The sequence below is a fragment of the Pseudomonas simiae genome (genome assembly GCF_000934565.1).
GTDB classification, from domain to species: domain Bacteria; phylum Pseudomonadota; class Gammaproteobacteria; order Pseudomonadales; family Pseudomonadaceae; genus Aquipseudomonas; species Aquipseudomonas simiae.
The window spans coordinates 541,356-564,701 of the sequence record NZ_CP010896.1; the positions used below are offsets into that span (position 1 = coordinate 541,356).

Consider the following 23,346-nt stretch of genomic DNA (forward strand, 5'->3'; position numbering starts at 1 on the left):
GTTGTACACAGCTTTTGTGTCCACAGCCGGTCCCTTGTGGGAGCCGGGCTTGCCCGCGATAGCGATCTCCAAAACAACACAGTGTCCCTCAGAGATAACACCCTTGAGCATTCAACCCAGCACTTATTCCCCGGACATTGCAGTGTCCGCTGACAAACGCGTCTTCGGCGCCCGCGACCTGTTCTCCCTCTGGTTCTCCCTCGGCATCGGCTTGATGGTCCTGCAAACCGGCGCATTGCTCGCGCCAGGCTTGGGCCTGTCCGGTTCGTTGCTGGCGATTTTCCTCGGCACCCTGGTGGGTGTCCTGCTGCTGGCCGCTGTCGGCGTAATCGGCAGCGACACCGGCCTGTCCGCCATGGCCGCGCTCAAGCTGAGCCTGGGGGCGAAGGGCGCGAGCCTGCCGGCGTTGCTCAATTTGCTGCAGCTGATCGGCTGGGGCTCGTTCGAAATCATCGTGATGCGCGACGCGGCCAGCCTGTTGGGTACGCGGGCGTTCAGTGAAGGCAGCCTATTGGCCAGCCCATTGCTGTGGACCCTATTCTTCGGCGGTCTGGCGACGCTGCTGGCGGTCAGTGGTCCGCTGACCTTCGTGCGCCAGATCTTGCGCAAATGGGGCATCTGGTTGTTGCTTGCCGCCTGCCTGTGGCTCACCTGGAACCTGTTCGCCAAAGCCGACCTCGCCACACTCTGGGCCAAGGCGGGTGACGGTTCGATGCCGTTCGCGGTGGGTTTTGATATCGCCATCGCCATGCCGCTGTCGTGGCTGCCGCTGATCGCCGATTACTCGCGTTTCGGCAAGCGCGCCCACAGCGTGTTCGGTGGCACGGCGCTGGGGTTCTTTATCGGTAATTTCTGGTTGATGAGCCTGGGCGTGGCCTACACCCTGGCGTTTGCACCGAGCGGTGAAGTCAACGCGCTGTTGCTGGCGTTGGCTGGGGCCGGCCTGGGGATTCCGCTTCTATTTATTCTGCTGGACGAATCGGAAAACGCCTTCGCCGATATTCACTCGGCGGCGGTATCCAGCGGGATGTTGCTGCGTTTGAAGGTCGAGCACCTGGCGTTGGCCATCGGCGTGGTCTGCACGCTTATCGCCTGCTTTGCACCGTTGGCGCAGTACCAGAACTTCCTGTTGTTGATCGGCTCGGTATTCGCGCCGCTGTTTGGGGTGGTGTTGGTGGATCATTTCATCCTGCGCCGTCGTAGCGGGGGTGCAGTAGCCAACTTGCGCTGGCCGGCGCTACTGGCCTGGCTGGGCGGTATCGCCACTTACCATCTGCTGGCCCATCTGTATCCGGACATCGGTGCAACCCTGCCGGCGCTGGTGCTGGCAGGGCTGTTGCAACTCATCCTGGGCCGGGTCTTCAGCGGCGCGCGGGCACCAGCTCAGGCTTGAGGATGCCCTCCAGGCGCGAGTACGGAATCTGCAACTCGACGTGGCCCAGGGCATACGGTGCGATGGTGGTGGTGGGGTACTTGAGGATCACGCCGCCATAAGTCAGCGCCACGTTCGGGGTTTTCTGGAAGGGGTAGGTTTTCACATACTCCGGCTCCAGGCTCAGGCGGGTGCTGATCAGCCAGCTGTTGTGAGCCACCTGGGCGGCTTTCCAGAACGCCTCTTCCTTGCCGGGCAACAGCATGTCGGTCAGGGTCAGGGCCTTTTGCTGCTGGCGCGAATAGTTGATGAATGCACGGCCCGGTTCGCCGTGGGTGGCACCTTGGTCCAGGTAGCTGGATAACTCGATGATCACCAAGCCGTCATGCTGTTCACGTACCTTGGCCTGCAGGTACATGCTGTTGCGTGGGGCGGCCGTTTTCAGGAATTGCTCGCGGTAGGTCTCAAGACTGGTCGGCAGCGGGTCGTTCGGGCTGGTGCGGGTCATTTCCAGCAGGCGCTGTTCGATCAGTGCATCCAGCTTCGGCTCCTTGGCAAAGTGCACGGTGTCGATATTCACCAGTGGGCAGTCGGCGCTGGCGCAGCCTGGCTTGCTCTGCTCGGTGGCGTCGCGGGTGGCGTCCAGCGGGGTTTTGTAACTCGGCTGGAACAGGCTTTGGCAGGCACCGAGGGTCAATGCGATGCAGGCCACGGAGGCGATTTTTAAAAGCGACATGGATGTCCTTCGTCTAGCGATAAGAGCGAAATTTGTGGAGCTTCGACTACCGGCAGGGCAGTCAGTTCGCCACTAAGCTGATTAGAGTGAGTTTGACGCCCGCCGTCTATCCCGGCAACTGGAAAGGGGCTGCATCCAGAGGCATGAGCGCGTTAGGATGGCGCCAATTGCGCAGGCTCAACGAGGAAGGGATATGACGGACATCGCAAAATCGACGCCGAGCACTATCGAAATTGTTCAGCGCGACAATGCCTACCAGGGCTTCTACAAGCTTGATCGCGTGCAACTGCGCCACGAGAAGTTCGATGGCGGCATGAGCCGGGTGATCAATCGCGAAGTCTTCGTTCGTCACGATGCCGTGTGCGTGCTGCCCTACGATCCGAAGCGCGATACGGTGGTACTGATCGAGCAGTTCCGCGTAGGCGCCATGGGTCGGACCGACAACCCGTGGCTGGTGGAAATGGTCGCCGGCCTGATCGACAAGGATGAAGCGCCGGAGGAGGTTGCACACCGCGAAGCCGAGGAGGAAGCTGGGCTGACATTCTCGGCGCTGTGGCCGATCACCCAGTATTTCCCGTCGCCCGGCGGCAGTACCGAATTTGTCCACTTGTACCTGGGCCGTTGCGACAGCTCGGGCGCGGGGGGCGTCCATGGATTGGAAGAAGAAGCTGAAGATATCCGCGTCACCGTATGGGCCTTCGAAGATGCCCTGCAAGCGGTGCGCGACGGCAAAATTTCCAATGCAGCCAGCATTATCGCCCTGCAATGGCTTGCGCTTAATCGCGCGGAAGTGAGGGGGTTATGGCAGTAAAGGCACGGGAACGTTATCGAGTCGACCTGATCGGGTTGCAAGCGGCCTGCGAGGCCAACTATGCGCGGCTGATGCGCCTGCTGCCCGACATGCGCCATGCCCCCGAGGCGCGGCGCATCGGCGTGACCCATGGCGATCAAATGCTTGGCGTGCTGGCACTGGAAGTCATCGTCAATTGCCCGTACACCACCACCCTGCGCGTGCGCCAGGAGCACAGCCTGCCATGGTTGCCGGTGCCGCAACTGGAAGTGCAGGTGTACCACGACGCGCGCATGGCCGAAGTGATCAGCGCCGAACATGCGCGCCGCTTTCGCAGCATCTATCCTTACCCCAACGTGTTCATGCACCAGCCCGATGAGAAAGCACAGCTCAATGTGTTCCTCGGTGAATGGTTGAGCCACTGCCTGGCCCTGGGCCACGAGTTCGAAGTTGTGCGGTAGATGTGAACTGCATCTGCTTCCTAAGGTTTCCTCTTGTGTCCTGCCCCAGCATAATCACGCCACACGTCCATTCCTGTGATTGCCTTGGGAGAGCGCCTTGCCGAGCGTATCCACTGTGAGCCCCGATGCGCCTGCATTGCTGGTGCAATTGTCCGACAGCCACTTGTTTGCCGAGGCCGACGGTACGCTGTTGGGCATGAACACCCGCGACAGCCTGCAAGGCGTCATCGAATTGGTGCGCGCGCAGCAGCCGCGTATTGATTTGGTGTTGGCGACGGGCGACCTGTCCCAGGACGGCACACTGGAGTCGTACCAGCAATTTCGAGACATGACCCGGCAGATCGACGCCCCGGCGCGTTGGATTCCCGGCAATCACGACGAGCCGCAGATCATGGCCCACGCCGCCGTGCACAGCGATCTCTTGGAGCCGGTGGTCGATATCGGTCACTGGCGCGTCACCCTGCTGGACTCCGCTGTCCCCGGTTCGGTGCCGGGCTACCTGCAAGACCAGCAACTGCAGCGGCTCGCCCAGGCCCTGAGCGAAGCGCCGAATCGTCATCATCTGGTGTGCTTCCACCATCATCCGGTGCCCATCGGTTGTGCCTGGATGGAGCCCATCGGTTTGCGCAATCCCGATGCGTTGTTTGCCGTGCTCGACCGTTTCCCGCAGGTCCGGGCGGTGCTCTGGGGCCATGTGCACCAGGAAATCGACCGCGAGCGCAACGGCGTGCGGCTGCTGGCATCGCCCTCCACCTGCATCCAGTTCGCGCCGGGCAGTGAAGATTTCAAGGTCAGCGAGCAAGCGCCGGGTTACCGCTGGCTGCGCTTGCATGCCGACGGACGGTTGGAAACTGGGGTGGAGCGGCTTCAAAATTTTGCATTTACCGTGGATTACGGCAGCAACGGCTATTAATAGCTGTAAACGCTGATCAACATGTGGGAGCGGGCTTGCTCGCGAATGCAGTGTTCCAGTCACCGGCGGTATTGGCTGACACACTGCCTTCGCGAGCAAACCCGCTCCCACATTGGATCTTCAGTGTATTGGGGATAGAGGGACTCACACACCACCCCGATCCCTGTAAACTGCGCCTCTTTGGCTGAGTCACGGAGAGCCTGGCATGTCTGCCTCGATCCTGTATATCCACGGTTTCAACAGTGCGCCTGTGTCCAACAAGGCCAGCCAGTTGATCACCGTGATGGGCGCCATCGGCCTGGCCGACCAATTACGCGTGCCGGCCCTGCATCACCATCCCCGTCAGGCGATTGCACAGTTGGAAGCGGCGATCGCTGAACTGGGGCGGCCACTGCTGGTCGGCAGCTCACTCGGCGGCTACTATGCAACCCATCTTGCCGAACGCCATGGCCTCAAGGCGCTGTTGGTGAATCCGGCGGTCAGCCCCCATCGGATGTTCGATGGTTACCTGGGCACCCAGAAGAACCTCTACACCGATGAAACCTGGGAACTGACCCACGATCACGTCACGGCGCTGGCCGAGCTGGAAGTACCGGCGCCCCAGGACGCCGCGCGGTATCAGGTGTGGTTGCAGACCGGGGATGAAACCCTGGATTATCGCCTCGCCCAGCAGTACTACCGGGCCTGTGCCTTACGCATCCAGGCCGGCGGCGACCACGGTTACCAGGGGTTCGCCCGGCAATTGCCGGCGATGTTGAGCTTTGCGGGCATTGGCGCAGATCAGTATCAATCCTTCGATTTTTCTTCACTGTAAAAATCGCAGGTCACTTTTTAATCGAACGACTCACGACGAGACCCCATGGCCACTCCCAGCGCTAGCTCTTATAACGCCGACGCCATCGAAGTCCTCTCGGGCCTCGACCCGGTGCGCAAACGCCCCGGCATGTACACTGACACCAGTCGGCCGAACCACCTTGCCCAGGAAGTCATCGACAACAGCGTCGACGAAGCCTTGGCCGGTCACGCCAAGTCGGTGCATGTCATTCTCCACGCTGACCACTCCCTGGAAGTGTCCGACGATGGTCGCGGCATGCCGGTGGACATCCACCCCGAAGAGGGGGTGCCGGGCGTCGAGCTGATCCTCACCAAACTGCATGCCGGCGGTAAGTTCTCCAACAAGAACTACCAGTTCTCCGGCGGCCTGCACGGCGTGGGCATTTCCGTGGTCAACGCCTTGTCCACGCTGGTGCGGGTCAAGGTCAAGCGCGACGGTAACGAGTACCAGATGACCTTCGCCGATGGCTACAAAGCCACCGACCTGGAAGTGATTGGCACCGTTGGCAAGCGCAACACCGGCACCAGCGTGTACTTCGCGCCGGATCCGAAATACTTCGATTCGCCGAAATTCTCCATCAGCCGCCTCAAGCATGTGCTCAAGGCCAAGGCTGTATTGTGCCCAGGCCTAGTGGTGACCTTTGAAGACAAAGGCACCGGCGAGAAGGTCGAGTGGCACTACGAAGACGGCCTGCGTTCGTACCTGGAAGATTCCGTCAGCGACTTCGAGCGTCTGCCCAACGAGCCGTTCTGCGGCAGCCTGGCCGGTAATAAAGAAGCCGTGGACTGGGCGTTGCTGTGGCTGCCGGAAGGTGGCGACAGCGTGCAGGAAAGCTACGTCAACCTGATCCCGACGGCCCAGGGCGGCACCCACGTCAACGGCTTGCGTCAAGGCTTGCTGGATGCCATGCGCGAATTCTGCGAGTACCGCAACCTGTTGCCGCGCGGCGTGAAGCTGGCGCCGGAAGACGTGTGGGAGCGCATCGCGTTCGTGCTGTCGATGAAAATGCAGGAACCGCAGTTCTCCGGTCAGACCAAGGAGCGCCTGTCGTCCCGCGAGGCGGCGGCGTTTGTCTCCGGCGTGGTCAAGGACGCTTTCAGCCTGTGGCTCAACGAGCACCCTGAACTGGGCCTGGCCCTGGCCGAGCTGGCGATCAACAACGCCGGCCGTCGCTTGAAGGCGAGCAAAAAGGTCGAGCGCAAGCGCATCACCCAGGGCCCGGCGTTGCCCGGCAAGCTGGCCGATTGCGCCGGGCAAGACCCGATGCGCTCCGAGCTGTTCCTGGTGGAAGGTGACTCCGCCGGCGGTTCCGCCAAGCAGGCACGGGACAAGGAGTTCCAGGCGATCCTGCCGTTGCGCGGCAAGATCCTCAACACCTGGGAAGTCGATGGCAGCGAAGTCCTGGCCAGCCAGGAGGTGCACAACATCGCCGTGGCCATTGGTGTGGACCCAGGCGCGGCGGACATGAGCCAACTGCGCTACGGCAAGATCTGCATTCTCGCCGACGCCGACTCCGACGGTCTGCACATCGCCACGCTGCTGTGCGCACTGTTCGTGCAGCACTTCCGCCCGTTGGTCGAGGCTGGCCACGTCTACGTCGCCATGCCGCCGTTGTACCGGATCGACCTGGGCAAGGAAATCTATTACGCCCTGGACGAAGCCGAGCGTGACGGCATCCTCGACCGCCTGGTGGCCGAGAAGAAGCGTGGCAAACCACAGGTCACGCGATTCAAAGGGCTGGGTGAAATGAACCCGCCGCAGCTGCGCGAAACCACCATGGACCCGAACACCCGGCGCCTGGTGCAGTTGACGCTGGGCGACGACTTCGCCGCCACCTCGGAAATGATGGACATGTTGCTGGCGAAGAAACGCGCGCCGGATCGCAAGTCGTGGCTGGAATCCAAAGGCAACCTGGCCGAGGTTCTGGGCTGATGCGCACAGGTTTCGCCCTGGCGATCCTGATGTTGAGCGGGCTTGCGGCTACCCAGGTGGCTGCCGCGCCCGTGGCTGAGCTGAAACTGGTGTCCGAACACCCAGTGGACGGCATGCGCGGTGGCAACCTGTCGGGTCTGGCGCTGTGTGGCAAAGAGTTATGGACGGTTTCCGATCGCGACGACGACCAGATCTATCGACTTGATACCCGCGCAGCGGTGTGGAAAGCCGAGAGGTACGGGATCGTTGTGCCGCCAGTGCCTGAGTCTGGGTTGCCCTGGGGGTTGCGCTCGCGAACCAAGGCCGCGTCGTTCATTCGCGGTGGCGACCTGGATTTTGAAGGCATCAGCTGTGATGCCGAGGGAAATCGCTACATTGTCAGTGAAGCCCATGCGGCGGTGCTGAGAGTGCCGTTTTCCGGCGAGCAGGGTGATACCGAGTGGTTGAAGATCGCCCCAGGCATGGTGCGCGAAGCGCGTGCAAGTGGCATGTTGCTGCATTTCAATGCCTTGTTCGAGGGCTTGGCAATCAGCCCGGACGGCAATCAGATCTGGCTGGCGGCCGAGCGTGAGCGACGGGGCTTGATCTCGATCAAGCGTGGGCAGAGCGTTTGGGATTGTGAGGGCGCCTGCGTGTTGCTGAGCGAGGCCGGCAAGGACGTGCAGCCAGCCAAGTTCACCAATGCCAAGGCGGTATCCAAGGATTTCGCCGACCTGGCGCTGTTCAACGGCAAACTGTTTACCCTGGAGCGCAATGCGTTCCAGATTTGCCGACGCGATCCCGCCACGGCCAAGGTCGAGCTGTGCTGGTCGTTTGCCGACGAGACCCTGGCGCCCGAGCGGCGCTACGCCCAGCCTTATGGCTTGGCCGAAGCCCTGTTGATCGACGCGGAGGGGGCCTGGCTTGGCATTGACAATAATTTCGGCCCCCGCGCCGATGGTGAAAAACGCCCCATGGTCTATCGTTTCGCCGCCCCTGCCGGTGGCTGGAGCGCCCGCCCATGAGCCCCTGTTTTTTTGAATTGACCCGGTGCAGCGGCAGTTCCGCTGCGCCTTATCCGACAATGATGAGGCCCGCATGAGTGACATCCTCGCAGACAGCTTAGACGGCGTAGAACGCCGGTCGCTGGCTGACTTCACCGAAAATGCCTACCTCAACTACTCCATGTACGTGATCATGGACCGTGCCTTGCCGCATATCGGCGACGGCCTGAAGCCTGTACAACGGCGCATTATCTACGCCATGAGTGAGTTGGGCCTGGATGCCGATTCCAAGCACAAGAAGTCGGCGCGTACCGTGGGTGACGTGCTCGGTAAGTTCCACCCCCATGGCGATTCCGCCTGCTACGAAGCCATGGTGCTGATGGCCCAGCCGTTCAGCTATCGCTACACACTGGTAGACGGCCAGGGTAACTGGGGGGCGCCGGATGATCCCAAATCGTTCGCCGCCATGCGATACACCGAGGCGCGTCTGTCGCGTTATTCGGAAGTCCTGCTGAGCGAACTGGGGCAGGGCACTGCCGACTGGGGGCCTAACTTCGACGGCACCCTCGACGAACCGTTGGTGTTGCCGGCACGTTTGCCGAATATCCTGCTCAATGGCACCACGGGCATCGCAGTCGGCATGGCCACCGACGTGCCGCCGCACAACCTGCGTGAAGTCGCCACCGCTTGCGTGCGCTTGCTCGATGAGCCGAAGGCCACGGTGGAACAGCTTTGCGAGCACATCCAGGGCCCGGACTACCCGACCGAAGCGGAAATCATCACGCCGCGCGCCGACCTGTTGAAGATGTACGAGACCGGCAAGGGCTCGGTGCGCATGCGCGCCGTGTACCACATCGAAGATGGCGACATTATCGTCACCGCACTGCCGCACCAGGTGTCGGGTGCCAAGGTGCTGGAGCAGATCGCCGCGCTGATGCAGGCCAAACCGTCGAAATTGCCGCAAGTTGCCGACCTGCGTGACGAATCCGACCACGAAAACCCCTGCCGCATCGTGATCATCCCGACCAACAGCCGGGTCGACCACGAAGTGCTGATGCAGCATCTGTTTGCCAGCACGGACCTTGAGTCCAGCTATCGGGTCAACGTCAACATCATCGGTCTGGACGGCAAGCCGCAGCTGAAAAACCTGCGCAACCTGCTGGTGGAGTGGCTGGAGTTCCGGGTGCAGACCGTGCGTCGTCGCCTGCAATTCCGCCTGGACAAGGTCGAGCGTCGCCTGCACCTGTTGGACGGTTTGCTGATTGCTTACCTCAACCTGGATGAAGTGATCCATATCATCCGTACCGCCGAGCATCCGAAAGCCGAGTTGATCGCGCGTTTCGAGCTGAGCGAGATCCAGGCTGACTACATCCTCGACACCCGTTTGCGTCAGTTGGCGCGGCTGGAAGAAATGAAGCTGCGCGACGAACAGGACGCGCTGCTCAAGGAACAAGCCAAGCTGCAAGCCCTGCTGGGCAGCGAAGCCAAGCTGAAGAAGTTGGTGCGCAGCGAGCTGATCAAAGACGCCGAAACCTACGGCGATGACCGTCGTTCGCCGATCGTCCAGCGCGCTGAGGCGAAAGCTCTGACAGAAACCGAACTGCTGCCAAACGAGAAAATTACCGTCGTTCTGTCGGAAAAGGGTTGGGTTCGTTCCGCCAAAGGGCATGATATTGACGCCACTGGCTTGTCGTACAAGGCGGGCGACGGCTTCAAGACCGCCGCCGCCGGACGTTCCAACCAGTTTGCGGTGTTTATCGACTCCACCGGGCGCAGTTATTCGGTGCCGGCCCACACCTTGCCGTCTGCACGGGGGCAGGGTGAGCCGTTGACCGGGCGCCTGACGCCGCCGCCAGGTGCAAATTTCGAGTGTGTCTTGCTGCCGGACGATGATGCGCTGTACGTGATTGCGTCCGACGCGGGTTATGGTTTTGTGGTGAAGGGTGAAGACCTGCAGGCCAAGAACAAGGCGGGCAAGGCCTTGCTGAGCTTGCCGAACAACGCCAAGGTGATCCTGCCGCGGCCGGTGGATGACCGTGAGGGCAACTGGTTGGCCTCGGTGACCACCGAAGGGCGTTTGCTGGTGTTCAAGATCAGTGATCTGCCGCAGTTGGGCAAAGGCAAGGGCAACAAGATCATCGGTATTCCCGGCGAGCGCGTGGCCAGTCGCGAAGAGTACGTGACTGACATCGCAGTGATCCCGGAAGGCGCGACTTTGGTGCTTCAGGCCGGTAAACGTACGTTGTCCCTGCGTCCCGATGACCTTGAGCACTACAAGGGTGAGCGTGGCCGGCGTGGTAACAAATTGCCACGTGGCTTCCAACGTGTGGATGCTTTGCTGGTGGAAACGCCGGTTTAACGCGTATTAGAGCCCTCGATCTACGATTTAACGCGTAGATCGACGCTTTGGCGCTGGAGTCATGGCGCATATTCACGGATGATATGGCCTTTCCAGCGCCGGCGTGGCCGAGCGTGTTTAGGTTATTTTTAGTATTACATTGTGGTTCGCCTTGTGGCAGCCACCTGGATGGGATGATGACTGCTCCACGCCTTCCTTTATTTTTTATGCTCGCTGGCCTTTTGGGGCTGGCGGGTTGCAGCACACATCAGCCGGTGTCGCTGTACCAGCTGGACAGCGGAAGTCCGGCTCAACCCGCACAGACGGCTGGCATGGCCGTCTTGCTGGGCCCGGTGATCGTTGCCGACTACCTGCAACGCGAAACACTGCTGCAACGTCAGAACGACGGCAGCCTGCAAGGTTCCACGGATGGTCGTTGGGCGGGCAGCTTGTCTTCCGACATCAACCAATTGATGTTGCGCCAGGTCGCGGGTCAACTGGATAGCCAGCGTGTGGTGCTGGCGCCCGCGCCGACCGGGTTTACCCCGGATGTGCAGGTGTTGCTGACCATTACCCGTCTTGACTCTGGTACGTCGCAACCGGCGATTCTCGATGCGCAGTGGCGCTTGATCGATCGTCGTGGCCAGGTGCGCGATAACCGCATCGTGCACCTGCAGGAGGAGCATACCGGCACCACCGCGTCCCAGGTCCAGGCCCAGGGCGTGTTGTTGCAGCATCTGGCACAGCAGTTGTCGGTGGCACTCAAGCCATTGGCCAACCAACCGCCGATTGCCGAAGTGCCGCGTAAGCAGAGCGCTCCGGTACAGGCCAAGCCGGCACAACCGCAGAAGCCGAAGATGCCGATGGCGACGCCGATTCGCACGGATATGGAAGTGTTCAGGTTCTGATCTGAAACGCGCACAAAAAAAGGCCCGCTTACTCAGCGGGCCTTTTTTTTGGGGCCAAGCGTTGGGGCCTGGCACCGTTTCACTGTGGGAGGGGGCGCGGGGATTCAGTTATTGATGGGCTAACTGATACTTCGCTATCGCGGGCGAGCCCGCTCTCACATGAGTCATACAGGGTTATTTGGTGCGGGTCTCGTGCATCCGCGCCAACTGCCGCTCCAGCATCGATGGGTACGGCTCCATCAATCTCTCCACGCAACTGGCGCCCTCTGGGCTGGCAATCGGGCGGATACGTGCGCGTTGGCGGATCAGCGTGTCTTCGCTGATCTTGCGCTCCACCAGCAACAGGTTGCGGCTGTGCTGCGACAGCGCCAGGGCGTCTTGGGCGCTCTCGGTGAGCAGCAGGTCGATCTGGGTCATGCCAAACAGATCATCGCTCACCGTCAGGCCCAACTGCAGTTGCAAGGTAATGCCGCTGTCGGCCACTTCGATCTGCAGGGCGTGGCCCAGGGCGCGCAGCAGCTCGCCGCAGCAAATCGCGTTGGTCAGGTAGTCTTCGCCACTGTCTTCGCTGTGGAACAGCATCAGCGTGCTGCCGTCGTTCAGGGTGTGCAGTTCGCTCTGATACAGCGACGCGGCCTGGTCGAGGCAGTCGCGGTAACGCTCCAGCAGCTCGGTCAGGCGTGCACGGGGCAGCCGACGCAACTGATCCTGCGCACCCAGTTGCACAGCCAATACCGCGCTGAACTGGGGTTCGGCGTTCTTCACCGGGGCCGGTTTCGGTGCGACGGCCGGTGTGCTGGCCGAGGTGTCGCGCAGGTCGGCGAACGGATCTTCGTCGTCCAGCTCGTCTTCTTCGGCTTTGAACGCCTGGCGGGTAGCAGGCTTCAGGCCCGCTACCGGAGCGTCTTGCACTTCACGCTCAGGCTCGTCGTCGTAGTCGGTTTCGTCGAGCTCGGGCTCTGGCTCCACTTCGCGCACCACCGGCTCCGGGGCGAAGCTGGCGTGCAACTGGCGAGCGAGGTCGCCGATCTCATCCTGGCGGTCGGTGGCCGGGGTGTGTTCGTCGATATCGCGCAGCCAGATACGCAATTGCATCAGCGGCGTGGAGATATGTCGGCCCAGGCGCAGGCTCAAGGCCAACGCCAACGCCAGCAGGATTGCGCTCAAGATGCCCATGCTTTGCAGGCTGATGGTCATCGGCTGCTGGAATTGCTGCATGTCCAGGCTGATGCGCAGTTGGCCAGCCTTCACGTCCTGAAACGTAATATTGCTCTGGTACAGGCCTTCGGCTTCACCCAGCAGGCCGTTTTTCGGGCGCTGCCCGGCTTCGGCCATGATCCGGTTGTCCACGCTGTAAATAGCGGCGTGAGCCACCAGCGGGTTCTTGGTCAGGTTGTTGAGCAGCACGTTGAGGCTGAGAATGTCGTTGGACACCAACAGCTCAGTCGCCGAGGTGGCGGTCTGGGTGGTCAAGCTCTCGCCCAGGGCGTCGGCTTGCTCGTGCATGGCCTGTTTGAACTGCAAACCCATCACGCAGGCGTAGATCACCAGGGCCAGGGCGACCAGGATCACGTTATGGCTGGCGATGCGTAATGCGATCGGTACACGGCGGTGGCGCAGTGCCCGGAAGATCAGCAGGAAGAAGTTATCGGTTTTTACTGGCGTGGGCCGGTTCACTTGCGCTCGGCTCTTGGTCCGTGAAGTTGACGCGCAGTATAGCGACAGCCCTAGAACCGGCAAAGCGCTGGCTGTGCCCGATGGTCACTGAAAGTGGGTAGAATGCGGTTTTTTTCCAGCCTGGGGGTGCGCCTTGCGCGAAATTGTCCTGATTAACATCACTGGGGAAGACCGCCCGGGTCTTACCGCGGCCATTACCGGCGTTCTGGCCCAGGGTGGTGTGAACATTCTCGACATCGGCCAGGCAGTGATCCACGACACCCTGTCGTTCGGCATCCTGGTCGAGATTCCGAGCACTGAACAGGCGTCTTCAGTACTCAAGGACATCCTGTTTACTGCGTATAAGCTGGATCAGCAGGTGCGCTTCACCCCGGTGTCCGAAGAGGACTATCAGCACTGGGTGGCTGGTCAGGGCAAGAAACGCCACATTGTGACGCTGCTGACCCGTAAGGTCACCGCCGAGCAACTGCAGCGCGTCAGCTCCATTACTGCGCAATATGGCTTGAATATCGACCATATCGACCGTCTGTCGGGTCGCATGCCGCTGGATACCCCGGCCGACCAGGGCAAGGGCTGCATCGAGTTCTCCGTGCGCGGTGAGCCAGCCGACCCGCAAGCCTTGCGGGCCGAGTTCCTCAGCGTGGCCCAGGAGCTGAACGTCGATATCGCCTTCCAGGAGGATTCACTGTTCCGGCGTAACCGTCGCCTGGCGGTGTTTGACATGGACTCCACGTTGATCGAAGCCGAAGTCATCGATGAACTGGCCAAGGCTGCGGGCGTCGGCGAGCAGGTTGCCGAAATTACCGAGCGCGCCATGGCCGGTGAACTCGACTTCCGCGCCAGCTTCAAAGAGCGCCTCGCGCTGCTCAAGGGCCTGGACGTGAGTGTGCTGGATTCCATCGGCGCCTCCCTGCGCCTGACCGAAGGCGCCGAAACCCTGTTCGCCGAACTCAAGCGCCTGGGCTACAAGACCGCCATCCTGTCCGGCGGCTTCACCTACTTCGCCAAGCAATTGCAGGCCAAGCTGGGCATCGACTACGTGTTCGCCAACGAGCTGGAAGTGGTGGATGGCAAGGTGACCGGCATGGCGGTCGAGCCGATTGTCGACGCACAGCGCAAGGCGGATCTGCTCAAGGAGTTGGCCCACAAGGAAGGTTTGCGTCTGGAGCAGACCATTGCGGTCGGCGACGGTGCGAATGACTTGCCGATGCTGGCGATTGCCGGGCTGGGTGTAGCGTTCCGCGCCAAGCCACTGGTCAAACAATCGGCGAAGCAGGCGATTTCGACCTTGGGGTTGGACGGCGTGCTGTATCTGCTGGGCTTCCGCGACCGCGACGGTCAGCTGTAACTGAATAAATGCGGTAAAAAAATGTGGGAGCGGGCTTGCTCGCGAAAGTGGTGGTTCAGTCACTGACGTGTTGACTGATACTCCGCATTCGCGAGCAAGCCCGCTCCCACATTGGGTGTTTTGTCAGGCTTTAGGTAAAGCGATACCCTGGCCCATCTGCACCGGCGAACCCGCCACCAGCGCTTCAGCCCACGTCACCTGACCCGGCCCAAACAGCACGATCGCGGTCGAACCCAGCTTGAAGCGACCCAGCTCCGCGCCTTTCTCCAGGTGAATCGGCGCGCGTGCAGCCTCGTCATAGCGGAAGGTTTTCAGCTCACGCTTCGGCGGTGTCACCAAGCCAGCCCATACGGTTTCAATCGACGCCACAATCATCGCACCCACCAACACCACGGCCATTGGGCCGCGTTCGGTGTCGAAGATGCAGGCAACCCGCTCATTACGTGCGAACAGCTCGGGTACGTTTTCAGCGGTGGTCTGGTTGACCGAGAAGATGCGGCCAGGAATGTAGACCATCTCGCGCAGGGTGCCGGCCAGTGGCATGTGCACACGGTGGTAGTCCTTGGGCGACAGATAAACCGTGGCGAAGTCACCGCCCATGAACGGCGCTGACAAGGCCGAATCGCCACCCAGCAGCTCCAGCACGCTGAAACTGTGCCCCTTGGCCTGGAACACCCGACCATGCTCGATCGGCCCCAACTGGCTGACCGCGCCATCGGCTGGGCTCAGCACCGCACCTGGGGTTTGGTCCAGTGGGCGCGCGCCGTCTTTCAGGGCGCGGGTGAAGAAGGCGTTGAAGTGCTCGTAGGCGGTCAGGTCTTCAACCAAGGCCTGGGACATGTCCACTTGATAGCGCTTGGCGAACCAGGCAGTGAAGGCATTCTTGAACCAACGCACGCGGCATTCGGCAATGCAACCGGCCAGGCGCGACAGCAAGTGGTGCGGCAGCAAGTACTGGCTGAGGATAAACAACTGCTTTTTCATAACTGTCCTTAAACCTTAAATCTCGACGGGGGTGTCGGGGTGGTTGCCCCATTCGCCCCAGGAACCGGCATAACCTTTGACTCGCGGATAACCGAGCGCCTTGGCCACCAGGTAGGTGAAGCCAGAGCGGTGGTGAGTCTGGCAGTGGGTGATGATTTCTTTGTCTTTGGTCAGCCCGAGGTCTTCGAGGATCTGCGGCATGTCGCGGCGGATACGCAGGTTGCGCGCCTTGTCCATGCCGGACGTCCATTCGAAGTTCACTGCGCCGGGAATGTGCCCGCCTTTGGCTGCGAGCACTTTCTCGCCGGAATACTCCAGCGGGCCGCGTGCGTCCCAGATACCCAGGTCGGGCGCGCCGAGGCGGCTTTGCAGGTATTCGCGGGTGGCTGTTGGGCCATCATGCAGCGTCAGGCTGACGGGGTTGCCGACCGGGGTGGGCACGTCAGTCGAAACCGGGCGTTTTTCTTCCAGCCAGGCCAGCAGGCCACCGTCGAGGTAGTGGTACTTCTGGTGGCCGATCACGTCGAGCATCCAGATGAAGCGCCCGGCCCAGCCACCGCCTTCGTCGTCATAGACCACGTAAGTGGCGTCCGGGGTGTGGCCCAGTTCGCCGAACAGTTTCTCGAGGTCGGCCTTGTTGGGCAGCAGGCCAGGCGCCGGCGGCTGGCCCAGTTGGGTGCGCTTGGGGTCAACGAAATGTGCGCCGGGGATGTGCCCTTCGGCGTAGCGGGCGGCACTGGTGAGGTCCACCAGTATCAAGTGTTCGGCATCGAGGCGACCAAGCAGGTCGCTGGGTTCGATCACCAGCGGCAAGCCAGAGAAGTCAGGCATGTGAGGTCTCCTGTGCACAAATGTTGGCGATAAAAGAGGGCGATTGTAGCGCAAGCATCAGGCGCTGCGGTTGGTAAAGCAGTGCAGGGCTTTCTCGATGCATTGGGCGGTTTTACCGAAGGCCTGCACGGTGGTTTCCGAGAACGGCCCGCCGCCCTGGTCGGCCACCATCAGCATCACCACCTTGCCATTGCAACTCAGGGACCGCAGCAACAGGTGTTCGCCGGTGAACAGGCGGCGCAGGACCGGCGGCAGCAAGGCCGAGAACTGGGCGTGGTTTTCAGGGTTGAGGCGCACTTGGGCGGACTTTTCCAGCAAGCGCTGCAGCAACGTACTATTGACCACATCCAGGCTCAAATTGGCTGCATCCTTCGGCAGGCCATCGGCCTGGTGCACACGCAACGTGCTCAAGGCGCGGTCAGCCATCAGCAGCATGACCCGCTGCATACCACTGGCGACCAGGGCCTCCTTGGCGCACGTGGTCAAGTGCATGGCGTTGGCAAAGCGGCTCGGCTCCACCAGCAGTTCAGTACAGCGTTTGCGCCACACGGCCAGGGCCTCGGCGGTGGGCGGCGGCGCGGGGAGCAGGCCGCGATGAATCTTCTGTACATGCCACGGCCAGATCAGCGACAGCGCCGGGTGCCAGAGGTCAGGCATCAAGGTGGTGCGGGCGCTGGTGACAGCCTGTTGGTGGACCAGTTGCTGCACCTCGCCCAAGGGCTGTTGCAGGTACAGCGCAGTGAGCAACTGCCAGCGTTCGGTGTGCGGGCAGGTCCAGGACTCCTGGGCCGACATTGCCAGGCCGTTGGCCAGCAGCACGGTGTTGGCCGGCTGGTTCAGCCAGCGGCGCAGGTTGGGTTCGGCATCGAGCAATTGCTGGTGGCGCAGCGGGTCGTCTTCACGGGCGATGTGCAGGGCCTTGACCAGCAGGCGCTGCTCGCTCATCAGCAACGTGTAACCCTGGCATACCCAGATCGGCAGGTGCCAGGCTTCGGTCAGGCCGACGCACAGGTCCAGCAGGCGCACGCCGAACAGTTCTCGCTCGACCTCGCGGGCTGACTGGCCTTTGTGGATCACCCGCAGTTCCCATTCTTCCAGGAGTTTGGGATAGGCGACCGCCATTGGCCACAGCGGCGACAGAAACAACAGGCTGCCCCAGTGAATGTCCTGCCACAGCCGCGCCAGGCGACTGCCGAACAAGCCGTTGGCTTGCTGCGACGCGTGCTGGCTGATCAGCAGAAGTTGGCGCAATGCCACGGGGATCTCATTGGCCGGCACCGAAGGCAGACGTGCCAGCAGTTCTTCGGCGCGCTTGAGGCCCAGGCGGTTGAGCGCCACTTCAAGGTTTTCCGCCGGTTCCGCCAGGCTGCCATGGGTGTGGCTGTTGGCCTCGCGCATCACGCTGAGGACGAGCGCCGGGCTGCTTTGCATCAGCTCGGCAATATCTCGCAATGAACTGCGGCTGTCGCGGATGCCTTTGCACACGCGGTCGTGACTGGCCTGGGGGACAGGCAGCCGTACATCGTCCAGGCACTTGATCCAAGCGGCGAGAGAGTTGGGTTTTGCAGTTGGGACTGTCGTTTCATTAGCCATGATAGGGGCGCGATCATCACTTGCGGTCTACACGCCCGGAGCGGGCCGAACTGGCTTTTCGCCTTAACGGGCTATAGTCTGGCGCAGTTTTGCCGATAAGTAGAACAAGAGTTTTCTGCTACACCCAATATGTCCATGAACCCGACGGCGCAAGTACTCATCTCCTATGGCTAAAATTATCGGCATCATCGTCGTCTTCGCGAGCGTGCTCGGCGGGTACGTCCTGTCCCACGGTAAAATTGCGGCACTGATCCAGCCTTTCGAGGTGATGATTATTGGCGGTGCCGCACTGGGTGCCTTCCTGCAGGCGAACCCCGGCTACATGACCATGCACGTGATCAAGAAGTCGCTGGGCATGTTCGGTTCGCGCTTCACCCATACCTTCTACCTGGAGGTGTTGGGCCTGGTCTACGAGATCCTCAACAAGAGCCGCCGCGAAGGCATGATGGCCATCGAGGCCGACATCGAAGACGCCGCGGCCAGCCCGATTTTCGCCAAGTACCCGGCCGTGCTCAAAGATGAGCGCATGACCGCCTACATCTGTGACTACCTGCGCATCATGTCCTCCGGCAACATGGCCCCCCATGAGCTGGAAGGCCTGTTCGACATGGAATTGTTCAGCCTTAAAGAAGAGCTTGAGCACCCCTCCCACGCCGTGACCGGCATCGCTGACGGTATGCCGGGTTTCGGTATCGTCGCGGCGGTACTCGGCATCGTGGTGACCATGGCGTCCCTGGGTGAGGGCGACCAGGCTGCCATCGGTATGCACGTGGGTGCGGCATTGGTCGGTACCTTCTTCGGTATTCTCGCGGCCTACGGCTTCTTCGGTCCGCTCGCCACCTCCCTGGCCCATGACGCCAAGGAAGAAATCAACCTGTACGAATCGATCAAGGCCAGCCTGGTCGCCTCCGCTTCCGGGATGCCGCCATCGCTGGCGGTGGAGTTCGGTCGCAAGGTGCTGTACCCCAAGCATCGCCCAAGCTTCGCCGAGCTGGAACAAGCGGTTCGCGGTCGCTAAGCCATGGAAAACAACCAGCCGATAATCATCAAGCGCGTCAAGCGCTTCGCTGCGGGGCACCATGGCGGCGCTTGGAAGATCGCCTTCGCCGACTTTGCGACGGCGATGATGGCGTTCTTCCTGGTGCTGTGGCTGATGTCCACTGCCACGCCGGAACAGAAGATCGCCATTGCCGGCTACTTCAAAGACCCGATTGGTTTCTCGGAAAGCGGCACGCCCTTCGTGATCGACCTGGGCGGCTCACCGCAGTTGGCGCCTGAGCGCACCATCAACCCGGAAATCAAGACCGAATCGCCTCAGGAGAAAATCCCGATCGAGCGCGATACCGTCGAGGCCATGGCTGAACAGGTCGAGCAGGAGCGTCTTGAGCTGTTGCTGCAAGAGCTGCAGAACAAGGTCGAGGAAAACCCGCAGTTGCTGAAGTTCAAGGATCAGATTTCGTTCGAGATCACCCCGGACGGTTTGCGCATCCAGATCACCGATGCGGCCAACCGACCGATGTTCGACTCGGGCAGTGCGCGCTTGAAGCCGTACTTCGAAGACATCCTGCTGGCCATGGCCGACACCATCAAGGCGGTGCCGAACAAGATCAGCATCAGTGGCCACACCGACGCCAAACCCTATGCGGGGCAGGGCGACTTCGGCAACTGGGAGCTCTCGGCCAACCGTGCCAACGCAGCTCGTCGTGCGTTGGTGGCCGGTAGCTACCCGGACCCGCAAGTCGCGCGCGTGGTGGGGTTTGCGTCTTCGCAGTTGTTTGATGCGAAAGACCCGTTCAACCCGATCAACCGCCGTATCGATATCGTGGTGCTGACCAAAAAGGCCCAGCGTGCGATTGAGGGTGACCCGCCGCCGGCACCGCAACCCACCCAAGGTGCGGGCGCGCCGGGTGAAGTGCCGGCCGATCCGAACGCTATTCCGCCAGGGCAGGAGCCGTTGCCGGCGCATGAACTGCGCCAGAAGCTGAATTTGTTTGATGAGGGTGGGGTGAAGGATCCTACGGTGCCAGGTACGGGTTCGTAGACTTCACATACAACAAGGCCGCGATGATCGCGGCCTTGTTGTTTCAGCAGTTTAATAACTGCTTTCGGGCAGACTCGCAATAATCGACCGATAGCTGTTCATCCGCTGCTGCTGCACACGCCCATCCTCCAGCGCCTTGAGCAACGCACAGCCCGGCTCGCGGTCGTGTTTGCAGTCGCGGAAGCGGCAGGTGCCGATCAGGTCGTTGAATTCGATGAAGCCCGCTTCCACATCGCTGCGGCTGACGTGGCCGAGGCCGAATTCACGGATGCCTGGGGAGTCGATCAACTCACCGCCGCCGGGGAAGTGGAACAGCCGCGCGGTGGTGGTGGTGTGGGTGCCCTGTCCGGACAGTTCCGACAGCGGGCCCACGCGGGTGTCGACTTCCGGCAGCAGGCTGTTGACCAGCGAGGATTTACCCACGCCTGACTGGCCGACAAACACGCTGATGCGCCCGTCCAACTGCTGTTGCAGCTGTTCCATACCATTACCGTGATGCGCCGAAACCTCCAGCACCGGGTAACCGAGGGTGCGGTACACCGCCAGCAAGGCGTTGAGCGCCGGGGCGTTCTGTTCGTCGATCAGGTCGAATTTGTTCAACAGCAACAGCGGGCGGATGCCGGCGTGCTCGGCTGCGACCAGGTAGCGGTCGATCAGGTTGGCATGCGGCTCAGGCAGTGGCGCGAACACGATGACAATCATGTCGACGTTGGCCGCCACTGGCTTGAGCTGGCCGCGGCTGTCCGGGCGGCGCAGTTCGGTGGTGCGAGGCAGTTGGGCGACGATCACGCCGATGCCCTGGTTGCCGGCTCGCCAGACCACTTTGTCGCCGGTGACCAGCGCAGGCAGGTTGGCGCGCAGGTGGCAACGGGATACCGAGCCTGCGAGTTCGCCTTCCAGCGCCTCGACTTCGACCTGTACACCAAAGTGCGCGATCACCAGGCCCGTTTGCTCGGGGCCCAGGTCGCCGCCTTCAAGCGCTTCCACGGCGGAGGATTCACGTTTGGCGGCGCGAGCGGCGCGTTCACCTTGAATCTTTTCGATGCGCCAGTTTTGGCGACGGTTGAGCTGGCGTTTGGCCATTGGTGTTCCGTGTCGATAATACAAAGGTTAGGTAAAACGGTCGCGAGTCTAGCATGCCCCTGCCTGCTAAACTGCGCAGCTAAGCCAAGGTGCCAAGAGAATCAAGCCATGCAAAACCCACAGAACCTGATTTGGATCGATCTGGAAATGACCGGTCTGAACCCTGACACCGACGTCATCATCGAAATGGCGACGATTGTCACCGACAGCAACCTCAACACCTTGGCCGAAGGGCCGGTGATTGCCATCCACCACAGCGACGCCGTCCTCGCCACCATGGACGAGTGGAATACCCGCACTCATGGCAACTCCGGCCTGACCCAGCGCGTGCGCGACAGCCGTATCAGCATGGCCGAAGCAGAAGCCGAGACCATCGCCTTCCTGGAAAAGTGGGTGCCCAAGGGCAAGTCGCCGATCTGCGGCAACAGCATCTGCCAGGATCGTCGCTTCCTTTATACGCATATGAAAGCGCTGGAAAGCTACTTCCACTACCGCAACCTGGATGTGTCCACGCTTAAAGAGCTGGCTGCGCGTTGGGCGCCGGAAGTCAAAGACAGCTTCCATAAAGGCAGCACGCACTTGGCGCTGGATGATATTCGCGAGTCGATTGCCGAGCTGCAGCATTACCGCAAGCATTTCATCAAGGCCTGAAGATGTGGCGCCTGGCCCGGCGCCATCGAAGGCAAGCCAGCTCCCACGCTTGACCGTTTTGTCACGACGCGCGCGGAACAAATGGGGGAGCTGGCTCGCCTGCGGTAGGGTCGACGCGGTCTTTCGCCAAGCGCCCTCTTTTGGTGCCATCAGCAAATGATTAGACTGCCGGCCTCAATGCAAGGATCGCCATCATGCTGCTGATGCTCTACCTCATCGCCATCACCGCCGAAGCCATGACCGGCGCGCTGTCGGCCGGACGGCGTGGCATGGACTGGTTCGGCGTGGTGCTGATCGCGTGTGTGACGGCGTTGGGTGGCGGTTCGGTGCGTGATGTGCTGCTTGGGCACTACCCGCTGACCTGGGTCAAGCACCCGGAATACCTGGTGCTGACCTCCATTGCCGCACTGGTGACGATCTTTATCGCACCGCTGATGCGCCGCCTGCGCTCGCTGTTCCTGGCGCTGGACGCCGTGGGCCTGGTGGCCTTCACCCTGATCGGTTGCATGACTGCGCTGGAAATGGGCCACGGCATGCTGGTGGCATCGGTCAGCGGGGTGATCACCGGGGTCTTCGGCGGCATCCTGCGCGACATCTTCTGCAACGACATCCCGCTGATCTTTCGCCGCGAGTTGTACGCCAGTGTGTCGTTCCTCGCCGCCTGGTTTTATATGCTGTGCCTTTATCTGGAGCTGCCCAGCGAGCAAGCGATCCTGCTGACCCTGTTCAGCGGCTTTCTACTGCGCCTGCTGGCGATCCGTTTTCACTGGGAAATGCCCAAGTTCGTCTACAACGACGATGTGCACTAGCGGCTGGCGTGCTGGTTCAGTGCCCATTCCACGTGTTCGCGCACCAGTTCCGACGGGTAATCCCGGCGTGCCTTCAAAGCCTCCAGCACTGGAATGCTCGACGGCGCATTGCCCAGGCCCACCGCGAGATTGCGCAGCCAGCGCTCGTAGCCGGCACGACGCAGCGGTGAGCCTTCGGTGCTGCTGAGGAATTTATCCTCGTCCCACATAAACAACTCGGCCAGTTCTGCGTTATCCAGATTGTGGCGTGGCTTGAAATCGCTTTCGCCGGTAGCGCGGGCGAAACGATTCCACGGGCACACGATCTGACAGTCATCGCAGCCGAACACGCGGTTGCCGATCAGTGGGCGCAGGTCCTCGGGAATCGCGTGTTTGAGCTCGATGGTCAGGTAGGAAATGCAGCGTCGCGCGTCCAACACATAGGGACCGACGAAGGCATTGGTGGGGCAGATGTCCAGGCAAGCAGTGCAGCGGCCGCAGTGTTCAGTGCTGTGAGGCGCGTCGATCGGCAGCGGCAAGTCGACAAACAGCTCGCTGAGGAAGAAGTAACTGCCCGCCTTGCGATTGAGTACCAGGGTGTTTTTACCGATCCAGCCCAGCCCGGCTTTTTCGGCGATGGCTTTTTCCAGCACTGGTGCGCTGTCGACAAAGGCGCGGAAACCGAAAGGGCCGATCTGCGCCTGGATGCGGTCGGCCAGTTGCTGCACGCGCTTGCGGATCAGCTTGTGATAGTCGCGGCCCAGGGCGTAACGCGAGATGTAGGCTTTTTCCGGCTTGGCCAGTAATTGGGCCATTTGTGTATCGCCCGGTAGGTAATCCATGCGCAGCGACACCACGCGCAAGGTACCGGGCACCAGTTCATCGGGATGAGAGCGTTTGCTGCCATGGGCGCCCATGTACTCCATCTCGCCGTGGTAGCCCGCGTCGAGCCAGCGTTGCAGGTGCTGCTCATGCTCGGCGAGGTCCAGGCCGCTGATGCCGACTTGTTGAAAGCCCAGTTCGCGGCCCCAGTCTTTGATCGATTGGGCGAGGGCGGGCAGATCGGTGGTGATGGCAGGCAT

The 23,346-nt window shown here is 61.5% G+C and carries 21 protein-coding genes; 14 read left to right on the forward strand and 7 right to left on the reverse strand.

Features of this window, described 5'->3' with window-relative positions:
- Positions 1 to 103: 103 nt before the first annotated feature.
- On the forward strand, positions 104 to 1,393 hold the full coding sequence (gene cytX / locus PF1751_RS02350; RefSeq protein ID WP_044286547.1) for a putative hydroxymethylpyrimidine transporter CytX: 1,290 nt from the start codon (positions 104 to 106) through the stop codon (positions 1,391 to 1,393).
- On the opposite strand, the gene PF1751_RS02355 is transcribed toward cytX, so the two are convergent.
- A complete protein-coding gene (locus tag PF1751_RS02355) occupies positions 1,362 to 2,108 on the reverse strand; it encodes an RsiV family protein (protein WP_042571384.1) in 747 nt (248 codons plus the stop codon). The genes cytX and PF1751_RS02355 overlap by 32 nt on opposite strands.
- A gap of 193 nt (positions 2,109 to 2,301) precedes the next feature.
- Between PF1751_RS02355 and PF1751_RS02360 the strand changes: the two genes are divergently transcribed.
- The 8 genes from PF1751_RS02360 to PF1751_RS02395 all read left to right on the forward strand — a co-directional run bounded on the left by PF1751_RS02360 (position 2,302) and on the right by PF1751_RS02395 (position 11,268).
- Entirely contained in the window at positions 2,302 to 2,919 is a 618-nt protein-coding gene (locus PF1751_RS02360; RefSeq protein ID WP_010213645.1) for an NUDIX domain-containing protein, read from the forward strand.
- Positions 2,910 to 3,359, forward strand: a complete 450-nt coding sequence (locus PF1751_RS02365; protein WP_003171323.1) for a DUF1249 domain-containing protein — start codon at positions 2,910 to 2,912, stop codon at positions 3,357 to 3,359. Before PF1751_RS02360 ends, PF1751_RS02365 begins: the two co-directional genes overlap by 10 nt.
- A gap of 97 nt (positions 3,360 to 3,456) precedes the next feature.
- Positions 3,457 to 4,272: a 3',5'-cyclic-AMP phosphodiesterase gene (gene cpdA, locus PF1751_RS02370; RefSeq protein WP_021493250.1), complete on the forward strand. Its 816-nt coding sequence runs from the start codon at positions 3,457 to 3,459 to the stop codon at positions 4,270 to 4,272.
- A gap of 205 nt (positions 4,273 to 4,477) precedes the next feature.
- On the forward strand, positions 4,478 to 5,086 hold the full coding sequence (locus PF1751_RS02375; RefSeq protein WP_010213640.1) for a YqiA/YcfP family alpha/beta fold hydrolase: 609 nt from the start codon (positions 4,478 to 4,480) through the stop codon (positions 5,084 to 5,086).
- A 45-nt stretch (positions 5,087 to 5,131) separates the two neighbouring features.
- On the forward strand, positions 5,132 to 7,039 hold the full coding sequence (gene parE, locus PF1751_RS02380) for a DNA topoisomerase IV subunit B (protein ID WP_010213638.1): 1,908 nt from the start codon (positions 5,132 to 5,134) through the stop codon (positions 7,037 to 7,039).
- Positions 7,039 to 8,043: an esterase-like activity of phytase family protein gene (locus tag PF1751_RS02385; protein WP_044286548.1), complete on the forward strand. Its 1,005-nt coding sequence runs from the start codon at positions 7,039 to 7,041 to the stop codon at positions 8,041 to 8,043. The genes parE and PF1751_RS02385 overlap by 1 nt, the downstream gene beginning before the upstream one ends.
- 73 nt (positions 8,044 to 8,116) lie before the next feature.
- Entirely contained in the window at positions 8,117 to 10,381 is a 2,265-nt protein-coding gene (parC, locus tag PF1751_RS02390; protein ID WP_010213634.1) for a DNA topoisomerase IV subunit A, read from the forward strand.
- Between the two features lie 176 nt (positions 10,382 to 10,557).
- Positions 10,558 to 11,268, forward strand: a complete 711-nt coding sequence (locus tag PF1751_RS02395) for a PqiC family protein (protein ID WP_031291429.1) — start codon at positions 10,558 to 10,560, stop codon at positions 11,266 to 11,268.
- 174 nt (positions 11,269 to 11,442) lie between these two features.
- Here PF1751_RS02395 and PF1751_RS02400 read toward each other — a convergent pair whose 3' ends face one another.
- On the reverse strand, positions 11,443 to 12,945 hold the full coding sequence (locus tag PF1751_RS02400; RefSeq protein WP_010213632.1) for an AhpA/YtjB family protein: 1,503 nt from the start codon (positions 12,943 to 12,945) through the stop codon (positions 11,443 to 11,445).
- Positions 12,946 to 13,078: 133 nt separating this feature from the next.
- On the opposite strand from PF1751_RS02400, the gene serB reads away from it, so the two are divergent.
- A complete protein-coding gene (gene serB / locus PF1751_RS02405) occupies positions 13,079 to 14,293 on the forward strand; it encodes a phosphoserine phosphatase SerB (RefSeq protein WP_010213630.1) in 1,215 nt (404 codons plus the stop codon).
- Between the two features lie 123 nt (positions 14,294 to 14,416).
- On the opposite strand, the gene asd is transcribed toward serB, so the two are convergent.
- Genes asd through PF1751_RS02420 form a run of 3 tightly spaced genes read right to left on the reverse strand, consistent with a single transcriptional unit; the run spans position 14,417 to position 17,701 of the window.
- Positions 14,417 to 15,277 carry an archaetidylserine decarboxylase gene (gene asd / locus PF1751_RS02410; protein ID WP_010213628.1) on the reverse strand — a complete coding sequence of 287 codons (861 nt, stop codon included), beginning with the start codon at positions 15,275 to 15,277 and terminating at the stop codon, positions 14,417 to 14,419.
- Between the two features lie 15 nt (positions 15,278 to 15,292).
- Positions 15,293 to 16,108 carry a rhodanese-like domain-containing protein gene (locus PF1751_RS02415; RefSeq protein WP_021493248.1) on the reverse strand — a complete coding sequence of 272 codons (816 nt, stop codon included), beginning with the start codon at positions 16,106 to 16,108 and terminating at the stop codon, positions 15,293 to 15,295.
- A gap of 57 nt (positions 16,109 to 16,165) precedes the next feature.
- Positions 16,166 to 17,701 carry an HDOD domain-containing protein gene (locus PF1751_RS02420; RefSeq protein ID WP_044286550.1) on the reverse strand — a complete coding sequence of 512 codons (1,536 nt, stop codon included), beginning with the start codon at positions 17,699 to 17,701 and terminating at the stop codon, positions 16,166 to 16,168.
- Positions 17,702 to 17,867: 166 nt separating this feature from the next.
- Here PF1751_RS02420 and motA point away from each other — a divergent pair, with 166 nt between their 5' ends.
- Together motA and motB are read left to right on the forward strand one after the other, a co-directional pair.
- Positions 17,868 to 18,719 carry a flagellar motor stator protein MotA gene (gene motA, locus PF1751_RS02425; RefSeq protein WP_010213623.1) on the forward strand — a complete coding sequence of 284 codons (852 nt, stop codon included), beginning with the start codon at positions 17,868 to 17,870 and terminating at the stop codon, positions 18,717 to 18,719.
- Positions 18,720 to 18,722: 3 nt separating this feature from the next.
- Positions 18,723 to 19,742, forward strand: a complete 1,020-nt coding sequence (gene motB, locus PF1751_RS02430; RefSeq protein ID WP_010213622.1) for a flagellar motor protein MotB — start codon at positions 18,723 to 18,725, stop codon at positions 19,740 to 19,742.
- Positions 19,743 to 19,793: 51 nt separating this feature from the next.
- Here motB and rsgA read toward each other — a convergent pair whose 3' ends face one another.
- Complete coding sequence (rsgA, locus tag PF1751_RS02435; RefSeq protein WP_003171340.1) at positions 19,794 to 20,825, reverse strand: small ribosomal subunit biogenesis GTPase RsgA; 1,032 nt, start codon at positions 20,823 to 20,825, stop codon at positions 19,794 to 19,796.
- 108 nt (positions 20,826 to 20,933) lie between these two features.
- Between rsgA and orn the strand changes: the two genes are divergently transcribed.
- Together orn and PF1751_RS02445 are read left to right on the forward strand one after the other, a co-directional pair.
- Positions 20,934 to 21,476 carry an oligoribonuclease gene (gene orn, locus PF1751_RS02440; RefSeq protein WP_010213620.1) on the forward strand — a complete coding sequence of 181 codons (543 nt, stop codon included), beginning with the start codon at positions 20,934 to 20,936 and terminating at the stop codon, positions 21,474 to 21,476.
- 191 nt (positions 21,477 to 21,667) lie between these two features.
- The gene (locus tag PF1751_RS02445; protein ID WP_174555606.1) at positions 21,668 to 22,285 is read left to right on the forward strand and encodes a trimeric intracellular cation channel family protein; all 618 of its coding nucleotides are present in this window, start codon (positions 21,668 to 21,670) and stop codon (positions 22,283 to 22,285) included.
- Here the strand turns inward: PF1751_RS02445 and queG are convergent.
- Complete coding sequence (queG, locus tag PF1751_RS02450; protein ID WP_010213618.1) at positions 22,282 to 23,346, reverse strand: tRNA epoxyqueuosine(34) reductase QueG; 1,065 nt, start codon at positions 23,344 to 23,346, stop codon at positions 22,282 to 22,284. The two genes, PF1751_RS02445 and queG, sit on opposite strands and share 4 nt — an antisense overlap.

Excerpts from the sequence above, each read along its gene's own strand:
- PF1751_RS02355 (WP_042571384.1), bottom strand. The coding sequence starts at position 2,108 with ATGTCGCTTTTAAAAATCGCCTCCGTGGCCTGCATCGCATTGACCCTC.
- PF1751_RS02360 (WP_010213645.1), top strand. The coding sequence starts at position 2,302 with ATGACGGACATCGCAAAATCGACGCCGAGCACTATCGAAATTGTTCAG.
- PF1751_RS02365 (WP_003171323.1), top strand. The coding sequence starts at position 2,910 with ATGGCAGTAAAGGCACGGGAACGTTATCGAGTCGACCTGATCGGGTTG.
- PF1751_RS02375 (WP_010213640.1), top strand. The coding sequence starts at position 4,478 with ATGTCTGCCTCGATCCTGTATATCCACGGTTTCAACAGTGCGCCTGTG.
- parE (WP_010213638.1), top strand. The coding sequence starts at position 5,132 with ATGGCCACTCCCAGCGCTAGCTCTTATAACGCCGACGCCATCGAAGTC.
- PF1751_RS02385 (WP_044286548.1), top strand. The coding sequence starts at position 7,039 with ATGCGCACAGGTTTCGCCCTGGCGATCCTGATGTTGAGCGGGCTTGCG.
- parC (WP_010213634.1), top strand. The coding sequence starts at position 8,117 with ATGAGTGACATCCTCGCAGACAGCTTAGACGGCGTAGAACGCCGGTCG.
- PF1751_RS02395 (WP_031291429.1), top strand. The coding sequence starts at position 10,558 with ATGACTGCTCCACGCCTTCCTTTATTTTTTATGCTCGCTGGCCTTTTG.
- asd (WP_010213628.1), bottom strand. The coding sequence starts at position 15,277 with ATGAAAAAGCAGTTGTTTATCCTCAGCCAGTACTTGCTGCCGCACCAC.
- PF1751_RS02415 (WP_021493248.1), bottom strand. The coding sequence starts at position 16,108 with ATGCCTGACTTCTCTGGCTTGCCGCTGGTGATCGAACCCAGCGACCTG.
- PF1751_RS02420 (WP_044286550.1), bottom strand. The coding sequence starts at position 17,701 with ATGGCTAATGAAACGACAGTCCCAACTGCAAAACCCAACTCTCTCGCC.
- motA (WP_010213623.1), top strand. The coding sequence starts at position 17,868 with ATGGCTAAAATTATCGGCATCATCGTCGTCTTCGCGAGCGTGCTCGGC.
- motB (WP_010213622.1), top strand. The coding sequence starts at position 18,723 with ATGGAAAACAACCAGCCGATAATCATCAAGCGCGTCAAGCGCTTCGCT.
- rsgA (WP_003171340.1), bottom strand. The coding sequence starts at position 20,825 with ATGGCCAAACGCCAGCTCAACCGTCGCCAAAACTGGCGCATCGAAAAG.
- orn (WP_010213620.1), top strand. The coding sequence starts at position 20,934 with ATGCAAAACCCACAGAACCTGATTTGGATCGATCTGGAAATGACCGGT.
- queG (WP_010213618.1), bottom strand. The coding sequence starts at position 23,346 with ATGCCTGCCATCACCACCGATCTGCCCGCCCTCGCCCAATCGATCAAA.